This window comes from Pseudomonas sp. TWR3-1-1 (genome assembly GCF_049896545.1).
GTDB classification, from domain to species: domain Bacteria; phylum Pseudomonadota; class Gammaproteobacteria; order Pseudomonadales; family Pseudomonadaceae; genus Aquipseudomonas; species Aquipseudomonas weihenstephanensis.
Genome location: NZ_JAFCUO010000003.1, coordinates 351,106 through 363,755 on the forward strand (window position 1 = coordinate 351,106; position 12,650 = coordinate 363,755).

At 57.3% G+C, this 12,650-nt stretch carries 10 protein-coding genes and 1 pseudogene; 3 read left to right on the forward strand and 8 right to left on the reverse strand.

Features of this window, described 5'->3' with window-relative positions; all coding sequences use genetic code 11:
* Positions 1–24 precede the first annotated feature (24 nt).
* From rseP to rpsB, 8 genes are all read right to left on the reverse strand, one after another.
* Entirely contained in the window at positions 25–1,377 is a 1,353-nt protein-coding gene (gene rseP, locus ACP7A4_RS10285; RefSeq protein WP_048363359.1) for an RIP metalloprotease RseP, read from the reverse strand.
* Positions 1,378–1,421: 44 nt separating this feature from the next.
* Entirely contained in the window at positions 1,422–2,609 is a 1,188-nt protein-coding gene (gene ispC / locus ACP7A4_RS10290) for a 1-deoxy-D-xylulose-5-phosphate reductoisomerase (RefSeq protein WP_059764532.1), read from the reverse strand.
* The gene (locus tag ACP7A4_RS10295; RefSeq protein WP_203303226.1) at positions 2,606–3,412 is read right to left on the reverse strand and encodes a phosphatidate cytidylyltransferase; all 807 of its coding nucleotides are present in this window, start codon (positions 3,410–3,412) and stop codon (positions 2,606–2,608) included. Before ACP7A4_RS10295 ends, ispC begins: the two co-directional genes overlap by 4 nt.
* On the reverse strand, positions 3,412–4,167 hold the full coding sequence (gene uppS / locus ACP7A4_RS10300; protein ID WP_059764527.1) for a polyprenyl diphosphate synthase: 756 nt from the start codon (positions 4,165–4,167) through the stop codon (positions 3,412–3,414). Before uppS ends, ACP7A4_RS10295 begins: the two co-directional genes overlap by 1 nt.
* 15 nt (positions 4,168–4,182) lie before the next feature.
* Positions 4,183–4,740: a ribosome recycling factor gene (frr, locus tag ACP7A4_RS10305; protein ID WP_059764525.1), complete on the reverse strand. Its 558-nt coding sequence runs from the start codon at positions 4,738–4,740 to the stop codon at positions 4,183–4,185.
* Positions 4,737–5,480, reverse strand: a complete 744-nt coding sequence (gene pyrH, locus ACP7A4_RS10310; protein WP_048363355.1) for a UMP kinase — start codon at positions 5,478–5,480, stop codon at positions 4,737–4,739. Before pyrH ends, frr begins: the two co-directional genes overlap by 4 nt.
* 207 nt (positions 5,481–5,687) lie before the next feature.
* Positions 5,688–6,557: a translation elongation factor Ts gene (tsf, locus tag ACP7A4_RS10315; protein ID WP_048363354.1), complete on the reverse strand. Its 870-nt coding sequence runs from the start codon at positions 6,555–6,557 to the stop codon at positions 5,688–5,690.
* Positions 6,558–6,763: 206 nt separating this feature from the next.
* Complete coding sequence (rpsB, locus tag ACP7A4_RS10320) at positions 6,764–7,504, reverse strand: 30S ribosomal protein S2 (protein WP_048363353.1); 741 nt, start codon at positions 7,502–7,504, stop codon at positions 6,764–6,766.
* Between the two features lie 338 nt (positions 7,505–7,842).
* Between rpsB and map the strand changes: the two are divergent.
* The 3 genes and pseudogenes from map to dapC form a co-directional block, all read left to right on the forward strand.
* Positions 7,843–8,658, forward strand: a pseudogene (gene map, locus ACP7A4_RS10325) (type I methionyl aminopeptidase); the annotation flags it as partial.
* A 56-nt stretch (positions 8,659–8,714) separates the two neighbouring features.
* The gene (locus tag ACP7A4_RS10330) at positions 8,715–11,417 is read left to right on the forward strand and encodes a [protein-PII] uridylyltransferase (protein ID WP_203303228.1); all 2,703 of its coding nucleotides are present in this window, start codon (positions 8,715–8,717) and stop codon (positions 11,415–11,417) included.
* Positions 11,418–11,443: 26 nt separating this feature from the next.
* The gene (gene dapC / locus ACP7A4_RS10335) at positions 11,444–12,643 is read left to right on the forward strand and encodes a succinyldiaminopimelate transaminase (RefSeq protein ID WP_426246668.1); all 1,200 of its coding nucleotides are present in this window, start codon (positions 11,444–11,446) and stop codon (positions 12,641–12,643) included.
* Positions 12,644–12,650: the final 7 nt, after the last annotated feature.

A 12,650-nucleotide genomic window follows, 5' to 3' on the forward strand; every position in this document is an offset into this window, starting at 1 on the left:
CAGATTCGCAATTCAGCGAAGCGTTTACAGACGACCCAGATCGTTGACCAGAGCAAGTAACATCACCCCGATCACCAAACTGATACCGATCTGCATTCCCCAACCCTGCACCCGATCCGACAAGGGACGACCACGCGCCCACTCGATCAGATAAAACAACAAATGTCCCCCATCCAATACTGGTATGGGCAACAAGTTCAGAACCCCAAGACTGATACTCAGATAAGCCAGGAAATTCAGGAAATCCGCGACACCCGACTGGGCAGAAGCGCCCGCCACTTTAGCAATGGTTATCGGTCCACTCAAGTTTTTTACCGAGAGCTCGCCGAACAACATTTTCTTAAGTGAGTCGAGCGTCAATACGCTCATGGTCCAAGTGCGTTTTGCGCCCTCGCCAATTGCGGCGAGCGGGCCGTAACTGACCTCGCGAATCATCTCGGGCGGCCAGTCCACACCCTTGACCCCTGCCCCCAGATAACCCGTGGCAGCCTTGCCTTCACCGCGCGCGGCCAAGGTGACAGGCACCTCAAGGGGCACACCATCACGCGCTACACGCAATACGATCTGCGCACCCGGGCGCTCACGAACCCAATCCACCACTTGCTGCCAGTCCTTGACCGGCTGATCGTTCATGGCCAGCAGCGTGTCGGCTGTCTTGAGCCCGGCAGCATGCGCAGGGCCCTTTGGGTCCAGCTCGGCCAAAACAGCCGGCAACTCGGGGCGCCAGGGGCGAATACCCAAAGAACTGATAGGGTCCGGCTCGTTGGCGCCTTTTAGCCAATCATGCAACACCACCTGATGCGCGGACTCTGAAGTCGAACCGGCATCTCGCACGGCTACTTGGATCGTCCCGCTCTCCCCCAGGCGACGCACCAACTGCAAATTGACGTTGGACCAGCCGGTCGTCGGCTCGCCATCAATGGCGACGATTTCCTGACCGGCCACCAGACCGGCCTGCGCAGCCAGGCTACCGCTTTCAACGGCACCAATGACCGGGCGCACTTGCTGGCTGCCCAGCATGGCCAAAATCCAGAAAAACAGCATCGCCAACATGAAGTTCGCAATCGGGCCTGCGGCAACGATCGCAATACGCTGCCCAACGGTTTTGCGGTTAAAGGACTGATCCAACTGATCGACAGGGACGTCGCCCTCCCGCTCATCAAGCATTTTTACGTAGCCACCCAACGGAATGGCTGCCACCACAAATTCAGTGCCCTGGCGATCACGCCAACGCAGTAACGGCGTGCCGAAGCCCACAGAGAAACGCAGAACCTTGACGCCGCAACGGCGCGCCACCCAAAAGTGACCGAATTCATGAAAAGTGACCAGCACCCCCAATGCCACCAGGGTGCCAACAATCATATAAAGCGCACTCATCTACTTTCTCCGCGATCCTTTCCGGTTCCGGCAAGCAGCCCTGATCAACCCTTACGGCTCAACCATTGTTCAGCCGACACACGCGCCTTGGCATCAGCGGCAAATACTGCCTCCAATTCGTCGACGGCTACCACAGGCTCTTTATTTAGAACGTCTTCAATCAACTGAGCAATCTGCGGATAGCGAATCCGACCACCTAAAAACGCCGCCACCGCCACTTCATTGGCCGCGTTGAGCATGGCTGGCGCACTGTGGCCAGCCGCTGCGGCCTCGCGCGCCAGGCGCAAGCATGGAAAACGCTGCTCATCCGGGCGCTGGAAGTCCAGCCGCGCCACGGAAAAGAGGTCCAGGGGCGCGACCCCCGAATCAATACGCTCTGGCCAGGCCAATGCATTGGCAATCGGGGTTCGCATGTCCGGGTTACCCAACTGCGCCAACACCGAGCCATCTATATAGTCCACCAGCGAGTGAATCACGCTTTGCGGATGAATCACCACTTCAACCTGACTTGGCTTGGCGTCGAACAGCCAGCACGCCTCAATCAGCTCAAGCCCTTTGTTCATCATGCTGGCTGAGTCGACGGAAATTTTGCGTCCCATCGACCAATTGGGATGAGCGCACGCCTGATCAGGGGTCACCCGCTCCAGGTCAGCCAATGGCGTTTCACGGAAAGGACCGCCCGAGGCAGTCAGCAAAATACGCCGAACACCCACATGCCCCAAACCGCGCGCAAAATCCTGCGGCAAGCACTGAAAGATCGCGTTGTGCTCACTGTCAATGGGTAACAACACCGAGCCACTGCGGCGCACTGCCTGCATGAACAAAGCGCCTGTCATTACCAACGCTTCTTTATTCGCCAGCAGTATTTTCTTGCCCGCATTGACCGCAGCCAGAGTAGGACGCAGCCCTGCTGCACCGACAATCGCCGCCATCACGGCATCGACTTGCGGCGCCGACGAAATATCACACAAGCCTTGCTCGCCGACCAACACCTCGGTACTCAGGCCCGCAGCGCGCAAACCGGCTTGCAACTCAAGCGCGGCCTGCGCATGTGGCACCACCGCGACCTGCGGTCTGTGCTGCACGCACAGGGCCAGCAGTTCATTGAGGCGACTATAGCCACTCAAGCCAAACACCTGATAACGATCTGGGTGACGCGCAATCACGTCCAGGGTACTCAGGCCAATAGAACCTGTTGCACCCAGCACCGTGATGAGTTGAGGACGACTCATGATGCCGCCATCCACAGCAACACCGCGAATACAGGGATCGCCGCCGTCAGGCTGTCAATGCGATCCAGCACACCGCCATGGCCCGGCAATAGATTGCTGCTGTCTTTGATGCCCGCCTGACGCTTGAACATGCTTTCTGTGAGGTCGCCCACCACCGAAATCAACACCACAACCGCCGCACCCACCAACGCAGCAACCATCTCGCCAACGCTCCAGCCGCGCACAATGCCAACCACAAGCGTGATCAGCAGGCTCAGGACCAAGCCACCGAACACGCCTTCCCAGCTTTTACCGGGACTGACTTTAGGGGCGAGTTTGCGCTTGCCAAATTTACGCCCTGAAAAGTAGGCGCCGATGTCTGCCCCCCACACCAACACCATCACCGCCATGATCAGCCAATTGCCCAGCGCCATGGCCTTGATCATGACCAACCCCTGCCAGGCAGGCAGCAGGATCAGCAGACCGATCACCAGCTTTGCCGCCGTGCTCGACCAGCGCGAAGCCGACTCGGGGAACGTCAGCACCAAAAAGGTAGCCGCCGCCCACCACACCACCGCGGCCGCCAGCACCCAGGGCGCGAGGTCAGGCAATAAGTGCAGGCAAAACAGCAGGAGCGCAACGATGACGGCGAAGCCAACACGGGCAGCTTGAGCGGTAAAACCGGCCAACCGTGCCCATTCCCACGCGCCAAGCGTCACAACCAGCCCTATAAAGAGTGCAAAGTTCGACCCTTCAAGCAGGAAAAAACCGCACAAGGCGATTGGCAGCAAGATAAGTGCAGTAATGATGCGTTGTTTAAGCATTAAACCCGGGCTCCAGCCTCAACCTGCTCGCTCGTTTTACCGAAGCGACGCTGGCGAGAAGCGAAATCAGCCAATGCATGACGCATGGCTTCGTGTTTGAAGTCCGGCCAGAACAGGTCGGAGAAGTAGAGTTCGGAATAGGCCAACTGCCACAGCAAGAAATTACTGATGCGATGTTCGCCACCGGTGCGGATGCACAAATCAGGCAACGGCAGATCGCCAGTTACCAGACAGGTTTGCAGCAAATCGGGCGTGATGTCTTCAGGTTGCAAATGACCCGCCTGAACCTCACGCGCCAAGCGCTGAGCGGCCTGGGCAATGTCCCACTGACCGCCGTAATTAGCGGCAATTTGCAGTACAAAGCGTCCAGACCCGGCAGTGATCGCCTCCGCTTCACGCATCGCCGCTTGCAGCTCGGGATGGAAACGTGAGCGATCACCAATAATGCGCAGACTGATGTTGTTTTCGTTGAGGCGCTTGGCCTCACGACGCAACGCCTTGAAGAATAAATCCATCAAGGCGCTGACCTCAGCCGCAGGTCGCTGCCAGTTTTCGCTGGAAAAAGCGAACAAAGTGAGCACCTCGACCTTAGCCTCGGCGCACACCTCAATCACTGCACGGACAGCATCCACGCCCGCTTTATGCCCGGCAACCCCCGGCATGAAGCGCTTTTTCGCCCAGCGATTATTGCCATCCATGATGATCGCGACATGTCGCGGCACCGATGGCGACACAGCCTGCTTGGTCTTTTCCATAAAACGCCCAGACCCTTATACGGCCATCAGGTCCGCTTCTTTCTGCTTGGTCGCCGTTTCAATATCAGCAACAGCCTTGTCGGTCAGCTTCTGGATATCATCAGCAGCACGGCGCTCTTCGTCTTCGCTGATTTCTTTTTCTTTGACCAGGTCTTTCAACTGGCTCAAGGCATCACGACGGATGTTACGCACAGCAATACGCGCATCTTCTGCAGCGTCACGCGCTTTCTTGGCAAAAACCTTACGGGTTTCTTCCGTCAGGGCCGGCATGGAGATCAGCAGCAACTCGCCCAGATTGGTCGGATTGAGGTTCAGGTCAGCGCTCTGGATTGCCTTGTCGATTGCGCCGAGCATGTTGCGCTCGAACGCCACCACTTGCAGGGTGCGAGAGTCTTTAACGGTAACGTTGGCCACTTGGCTAATCGGAGTATCCGAGCCGTAGTAAGGCACCATCACGCTACCCAGAATGCTTGGGTGAGCCTTGCCGGTACGGATCTGGCCAAATGCATGGCTCAGCGATTCCAGCGACTTTTGCATGCGCGTCTGTGCGTCTTTTTTGATTTCGTTAATCATTGTTGACCTTCCTCGATCAGAGTGCCTTCAGCACCGCCGTGAACAATGTTAAGCAGGGCGCCTGGCTTGTTCATGTTAAATACGCGTAATGGCATTTTGTGGTCGCGGCACAGACAGATAGCCGTCAGGTCCATAACGCCCAGCTTGCGATCCAGCACTTCATCGTAAGTCAGATGATCGAACTTCTCGGCATGCGGGTCTTTGAATGGATCTGCGGTGTATACGCCGTCAACCTTGGTGGCTTTAAGCACCACATCAGCGTCGATTTCAATGGCTCGCAAGCAGGCGGCAGAATCCGTTGTGAAGAATGGATTGCCCGTACCCGCAGCGAAAATCACCACTTCTTTCGCGTTCAAGTGGCGCATTGCCTTGCGACGGTCATAGTGATCCGTCACGCCGACCATGGAAATGGCCGACATTACGATGGCGGAGATATTCGCACGTTCCAGCGCATCGCGCATGGCCAAGGCGTTCATCACGGTTGCCAGCATGCCCATGTGGTCGCCGGTGACACGATCCATACCAGCAGCACTCAGCGCAGCGCCGCGGAACAGGTTGCCACCACCAATCACCAAACCTACCTGAACGCCGATGCCAACCAATTGGCCAACTTCCAGCGCCATGCGATCGAGGACCTTGGGGTCGATCCCGAAATCTTCAGAGCCCATCAGGGCCTCGCCGCTTAGCTTGAGTAGAATGCGTTTATAGCGAGCTTGATAACCACTGCCCTGCTGAGCCATTGCGAATCTCTCCTGCCGCGTTTTATAAAAAATCTGTGCGAGGCTGGTTTCAGCCTGCGCTTACTCTAGCTTGGCGCTGCACAACAGCACCATCGGATCACGATTTTGCAAACCGGTTCCGCCGGGAAAGGTAAAACCCTCACCCATTTGAAAAGAGGCTGCGCGCGTGAGCGGGCAGCCTCTTCGGGTCGACAGTTGAAAACCGTCTTATTGCTTGCTTGCAGCCACTTGAGCAGCTACTTCAGCAGCGAAGTCGTCAACTGGCTTCTCGATACCGTCACCTACTTTGTAGTAAGTGAAGGAAACGATTTCAGCACCGGCTTTCTTGGCCAGCTCACCGACCTTGATTTCAGGGTTCTTAACGAACGCCTGCTCAACCAGGCTGGCTTCAGCCAGGAACTTGCTGATACGACCGGCAACCATTTTTTCAACGATTTCTGCTGGCTTGCCTTTGATCTTGTCTTCGTTGAGGCTCATGAACACGGTTTTTTCGCGTTCGATTGCGTCAGCGGAAACCTGCGATGGCAGCAGGAATTCTGGGTTGCTGGCAGCAACGTGCATTGCGATGTCGCGAGCCAGTTCAGCGTTACCGCCTTTCAGAGCAACAACAACACCGATTTTGTTGCCGTGCAGGTAAGCATCAACAACATCACCTTCAACGCGGGTCAGACGACGAATGTTAACGTTTTCGCCTACTTTGCCTACCAGAACCAGACGATCAGCTTCTTGAGCAGCGATCAGCGGAGCGGCTTCGGTCAGCTTGTCTGCGAACGCTTTTTCAACGCTGTCAGCTACGAATTTCTTGAAGTCGTCTTGCAGAGCCAGGAAGTCGGTTTGCGAGTTAACTTCCAGAATTACGGCCGACTTGTTGTCATCCGCAACTTTAACTGCGATAGCGCCTTCAGCAGCAACGTTGCCTGCTTTTTTGGCGGCCTTGATGGCGCCCGAAGCACGCATGTCGTCGATGGCTTTTTCGATGTCGCCGCCAGCCTTGGTCAAGGCTTTCTTGCAATCCATCATGCCTTCGCCAGTACGCTCACGAAGCTCTTTAACCAACGCTGCAGTAATCTCTGCCATTTCAAAATTCCTCTTGGATAGGTTTTCAACCATTCCACCCGACCAAACGGGCGTTCAATTCGTGTGAAGCCTGCCTCGATGCAACCCTGCCAGCCGCAATTTGATACAGCAACGACAGAGGCGTGTCCAACAAATGGATTTCGAGGTGGCAAAAAGGGGGCCAAGCCCCCTTTTTGCGTACTGAGTAAACGCTAGGCGTTAATTACTCAGCCTTCAACCGCTGCAGCTGGAGCGTCTTCGACGAATACGTCGGTGCCGCCAGCAACGTGGTTACGGCCACGGATTACAGCATCAGCCATCGCGCCCATGTACAGCTGGATAGCGCGGATTGCGTCATCGTTACCCGGGATGATGTAGTCAACACCTTCTGGGCTGCTGTTGGTATCGACAACGCCGATAACCGGGATACCCAACTTGTTAGCTTCGGTGATCGCGATACGCTCGTGGTCAACGTCGATAACGAACAGAGCGTCTGGCAGACCGCCCATGTCCTTGATACCACCCAGGCTACGATCCAGCTTTTCCAGATCGCGAGTGCGCATCAGCGCCTCTTTCTTGGTCAGCTTGGCGAAGGTACCGTCTTCGGCCTGGATTTCAAGGTCACGCAGACGCTTGATGGAAGCACGGATGGTTTTGAAGTTGGTGAGCATGCCGCCCAACCAGCGGTGATCCACGTACGGCGAACCGCAACGTGCTGCTTCTTCAGCAACGATCTTGCCAGCGGAACGCTTGGTGCCGACGAACAGAATCTTGTTTTTGCCCTGGGCCAGACGCTCTACGAAAGTCAGAGCTTCGTTGAACATTGGCAGGGTTTTTTCAAGGTTGATGATGTGAATCTTGTTACGCGCGCCAAAGATGTATTTACCCATCTTCGGGTTCCAGTAACGGGTTTGGTGACCGAAGTGCACACCGGCCTTCAGCATATCGCGCATGTTGACTTGGGACATGATAGTTCCTTAATAAGTCGGGTTAGGCCTCCACGTATCCCAATGACCAACCAGCAGCTTCGAGCTGAAGGCACCCAGGTCATCGTGTCGACACGTGTGTGGGTTTGTGCTCAGCGGGCTATACCCGCAAAGCGGCGCATTTTATAACACAAGACGGCCAAAAAACGAAACACGGATTCTGACTTTCTTCCATGCGCTTTTGCGCAAGGCGCGCAATAGAGCCAGAATGCCCCATTCCATCAAGAGAAACGATGGCAAGCGGCCCATGATTAACGCCGGTCGTCTGTTAGAATCGCGTTTTTACGTCAGGGTGTTGCCGAACACGCACCCGCAAACCCGTTGATGAGCGCCAACGCGCGAAGAGAGCCTGTATGACCGTCACCCTCAAAACCCCCGAGGACATCGCAAAAATGCGTGTCGCCGGCAAACTGGCCGCCGAAGTCCTGGAAATGATCGCCGAGTACGTCAAGCCCGGCGTGACCACCGAAGAGCTGGACCGCATCTGCCACGATTACATCGTCAATGTGCAAAAGGCCATTCCGGCCCCGCTCAACTATAAAGGCTTTCCTAAGTCGATCTGCACCTCGATCAACCACGTCGTCTGCCACGGCATTCCCGGCGACAAGGCGTTGAAGGAAGGCGACACCCTGAACATCGACGTTACGGTGATCAAGGACGGCTACCACGGCGATACCAGCCGTATGTTCCATGTTGGCAAAGTGCCAGTCTGGGCTGAGCGCCTGTCGCAAGTGACACAAGAATGCATGTACAAAGCCATTGAGATCGTCAAACCGGGCTGCCGCCTGGGCGATATCGGTGAAGTGATCCAGAAGCACGCTGAAAAGAACGGCTTTTCGGTGGTACGCGAGTTCTGCGGTCACGGCATCGGCAAGGTGTTCCACGAAGAACCGCAAATCCTGCACTACGGCCGCGCGGGCACCGGCATGGAACTCAAAGCCGGCATGACCTTCACCATCGAGCCGATGATCAACCAGGGCAAAGCCGACACCAAAGTGCTGGGCGATGGCTGGACCGCAATCACCAAGGACCGCAAGTTGTCGGCGCAGTGGGAACACACGCTGCTGGTCACCGATACCGGCTACGAAATCTTCACCCTGCGCAGCGATGACACCATCGCGCGCGTTTCGGCCTGATGTTTGCAGTCGCTTCTTTATAGATAGCCACAACCCAGCCACAGGAAAGCCAATCAATGCCGCAGGTGGATCCCGAACTTTTTGACCGTGGCCAGTTCCAGGCCGAACTGGCGTTAAAGGCAAGCCCCATTGCCGCTTTCAAAAAGGCGATCCGCCAGGCACGTGAGGTGCTCGACGACCGCTTTCGCACAGGGCGCGACATTCGACGTTTGATCGAGGATCGCGCCTGGTTCGTTGACTGCATCCTCAATCAGGCCTGGGACCAGTTCAACTGGAGCGCCGAAGCCGATATCGCGCTGGTGGCGGTAGGCGGCTACGGCCGTGGCGAACTGCACCCCTACTCTGACATTGACCTGCTGATCTTGCTGGACAACGCCGATCACGAAATTTTTCGCGACTCAATTGAGCGCTTTTTGACGTTACTTTGGGACATTGGCCTGGAAGTCGGTCAGAGCGTGCGCTCAGTGGAGGAGTGTGCCGAGCAAGCCCGCGCCGACCTGACCATCATCACCAACCTGATGGAAAGCCGCACCGTCGCCGGCCCCGAACACTTACGCCAGCGCATGCTGGATGTCACCAGCACCGCACACATGTGGCCCAGCAAAGACTTCTTTCTGGCCAAGCACGCCGAACAAAAAGCCCGGCACCACAAGTACAACGACACGGAATACAACCTGGAACCCAACGTCAAAGGTTCTCCTGGCGGCCTGCGCGACATCCAGACCATCTTGTGGGTTGCCCGTCGTCAATACGGCACCCTCAACCTGCGCGCATTGGCAGGCGAAGGTTTTCTGGTCGAGAGCGAACACGCCCTGCTCGCCTCCTCCCAAGAGTTTTTATGGAAGGTGCGATACGCGCTGCATATGCTGGCCGGGCGCGCGGAAGATCGCCTGTTGTTCGATCACCAGCGCAGCATCGCCGAGCTACTGGGCTTTGCGGGCGAAGACACCAAACAGACCATCGAAAACTTCATGCAACAGTACTATCGGGTAGTCATGAGCATCGCTCAGCTCAGCGACCTGATCATTCAGCACTTCGAAGAGGTCATTCTGGCCCCCGAAGACGAAGCACCGCCTACGCCCATCAACTCGCGCTTTCAGCTGCACGACGGCTATATAGAAGCCACCAGTGACCAGGTGTTCAAGCGCACGCCGTTTGCCATGCTGGAAATTTTCCTGCTGATGGCCCAACACCCGGAAATCAAAGGCGTACGCGCCGACACCATTCGCTTGTTGCGTGAGCACCGTTACCTGATCGACGACGATTTCCGTAATGACATTCGCAATACCAGCCTGTTTATTGAGCTGTTCAAGTGCAAGAACGGTATTCATCGCAACCTGCGACGGATGAACCGCTACGGCATTTTGGGACGTTACCTGCCCGAATTCGGGTTTATCGTCGGCCAGATGCAGCACGACCTGTTCCACATTTATACGGTCGACGCGCACACGCTGAACCTGATCAAGCACCTGCGCAAATTGCAGTACACCCAGGTGTCCGAGAAATTCCCGTTGGCCAGCAAACTGATGGCCAAACTGCCCAAACCGGAACTGATCTATCTGGCGGGCCTGTACCACGACATCGGCAAGGGCCGTCACGGCGACCATTCCGAAATCGGCGCCGTGGATGCCGAAGCCTTCTGCATTCGCCATCAGTTGCCGCAGTGGGACACCCGGCTGATTGTGTGGCTGGTGCAAAACCATCTCGTGATGTCGACCACCGCCCAGCGCAAGGACTTGTCCGACCCGCAAGTGATCCATGACTTCGCACAGGCGGTGGGCGATGAGACCCACCTCGACTACCTTTATGTACTGACCGTCGCCGACATCAACGCCACCAACCCGACGCTCTGGAACTCCTGGCGCGCCAGCCTGTTGCGCCAGCTCTATACCGAGACCAAGCGGGCCTTGCGGCGCGGCCTGGAAAACCCGGTAGACCGTGAAGAGCAGATCCGTCAGACCCAAAGCGCGGCGCTGGACACGTTGGTACGCAACGGCAACGACCAGGACGATGTCGAGCAACTGTGGTCGCAACTGGGGGACGACTACTTCCTGCGTCACACCTCGGCTGATGTCGCCCTGCACACCGAAGCCATCCTGCAACAGCCTGCCGACGGCGGCCCGCTGGTGTTGATCAAAGAGACCACCCAGCGCGACTTTGAAGGCGGCACCCAGATCTTCATCTACGCCCCCGACCAACACGACTTCTTCGCAGTGACGGTCGCGGCCATGGACCAACTCAACCTCAACATCCATGACGCGCGCATCATCACCTCCAGCAGCCAGTTCACCCTCGACACCTACATCGTGCTCGACAACGACGGCGACTCGATTGGCAACAACCCCGAGCGCATCGAAAAAATCCGCAAAGGCCTGACCGAAGCCCTGCGCAACCCGGATGACTACCCGACCATCATCCAGCGCCGCGTGCCGCGCCAGCTCAAACACTTTGCCTTCGCGCCGCAGGTCACGATCCATAACGATGCGCAGCGCCCTGTAACGGTGCTCGAACTCAGCGCTCCCGACCGCCCCGGCTTACTGGCCCGCATCGGGATGATCTTTCTGGAATTCGATCTGTCGCTGCAAAACGCCAAGATCGCCACCTTGGGCGAGCGCGTAGAAGACGTCTTTTTCATCACCGATGAAAACAACCAACCCTTGTCTGACCCGCAACTGTGCATGCGCCTGCAGGAAGCAATCGTCGAGCAATTAACGGTCAATAAAGATTCCACCCCAGAACCGTGGCGCCTGAGCATTTAAGCGCCGCCGAGTGAGACCCGCACCCGATGAACAACGCTCTGAACCAGTTGCAGCCTTACCCGTTCGAAAAACTGCGCGCCCTGCTTGGCAGCGTGCAGCCCAACGCAAACAAACGCCCGATTGCACTGTCGATTGGCGAGCCGAAACACCGCTCGCCCGATTTCGTGGCCAAGGCGCTGGCCGATAACCTCGACCAAATGGCGGTCTACCCGACCACGCTGGGCATCCCCCTGTTGCGCGAAACCATTGGCCACTGGGCCGAGCGCCGTTTCAACGTGCCAGTTGGCTGGCTCGACCCGGCGCGCAACATCCTGCCGGTCAACGGCACGCGTGAAGCGCTGTTTGCCTTCACCCAGACCGTGGTCAACCGTGGCGACGACGCGCTGGTGATCAGCCCCAACCCGTTCTATCAAATCTATGAAGGCGCAGCCTTTCTGGCCGGTGCCACACCGCATTACCTGCCATGCCTGGCCGAACATGGCTTCAACCCCGATTTTGATGCCGTAAGCCCCGACACCTGGAAGCGCTGCCAAATTCTGTTTCTGTGCTCACCGGGCAACCCGACCGGCGCACTGATCCCGCTTGAAACCCTGAAAAAGCTGATTGCCTTGGCAGACGAGTACGACTTCGTGATTGCCGCGGACGAGTGCTACAGCGAACTGTATTTCGACGAGCACACCCCACCGGTCGGCCTGCTCAGCGCCTGCGTTGCCTTGGGCCGTGAAGACTTCAAACGTTGCGTGGTGTTCCACAGCCTGTCCAAGCGTTCAAACCTGCCGGGGCTGCGTTCCGGTTTCGTGGCGGGCGATGCACAGATCCTCAAGGCATTCTTGCTCTATCGCACCTACCACGGCTGTGCCATGCCGGTGCAAACGCAACTGGCGAGCATTGCGGCATGGAACGACGAAGCCCACGTGCGCACCAACCGCGACCTGTACCGCGAGAAATTCGACGCGGTACTGGAGATTTTGAGCCCGGTGCTGGATGTGCAACGCCCTGATGGCGGTTTTTACCTGTGGCCCCTGGTGGAAGGTGACGACGCTGCATTCTGCCGCGACCTGTTCGCCCAAGAACACGTCACCGTCGTACCGGGTTCCTACCTGTCGCGCGAAGTCGAGGGGTTCAATCCTGGCGCAGGCCGGGTGCGCATGGCGCTGGTGGCCCCACTGGCCGAATGCGTAGAGGCCGCCGAGCGAATCCGCGACTTCATCCAGCGCCGCCGCTAACCCGCCC

What these genes read in the sequence shown, in the direction of transcription:
- rseP (WP_048363359.1), bottom strand. Translation starts at nt 1,377, where the DNA reads ATGAGTGCGCTTTATATGATTGTTGGCACCCTGGTGGCATTGGGGGTG.
- ispC (WP_059764532.1), bottom strand. Translation starts at nt 2,609, where the DNA reads ATGAGTCGTCCTCAACTCATCACGGTGCTGGGTGCAACAGGTTCTATT.
- ACP7A4_RS10295 (WP_203303226.1), bottom strand. Translation starts at nt 3,412, where the DNA reads ATGCTTAAACAACGCATCATTACTGCACTTATCTTGCTGCCAATCGCC.
- uppS (WP_059764527.1), bottom strand. Translation starts at nt 4,167, where the DNA reads ATGGAAAAGACCAAGCAGGCTGTGTCGCCATCGGTGCCGCGACATGTC.
- frr (WP_059764525.1), bottom strand. Translation starts at nt 4,740, where the DNA reads ATGATTAACGAAATCAAAAAAGACGCACAGACGCGCATGCAAAAGTCG.
- pyrH (WP_048363355.1), bottom strand. Translation starts at nt 5,480, where the DNA reads ATGGCTCAGCAGGGCAGTGGTTATCAAGCTCGCTATAAACGCATTCTA.
- tsf (WP_048363354.1), bottom strand. Translation starts at nt 6,557, where the DNA reads ATGGCAGAGATTACTGCAGCGTTGGTTAAAGAGCTTCGTGAGCGTACT.
- rpsB (WP_048363353.1), bottom strand. Translation starts at nt 7,504, where the DNA reads ATGTCCCAAGTCAACATGCGCGATATGCTGAAGGCCGGTGTGCACTTC.
- ACP7A4_RS10330 (WP_203303228.1), top strand. Translation starts at nt 8,715, where the DNA reads ATGCCGCAGGTGGATCCCGAACTTTTTGACCGTGGCCAGTTCCAGGCC.
- dapC (WP_426246668.1), top strand. Translation starts at nt 11,444, where the DNA reads ATGAACAACGCTCTGAACCAGTTGCAGCCTTACCCGTTCGAAAAACTG.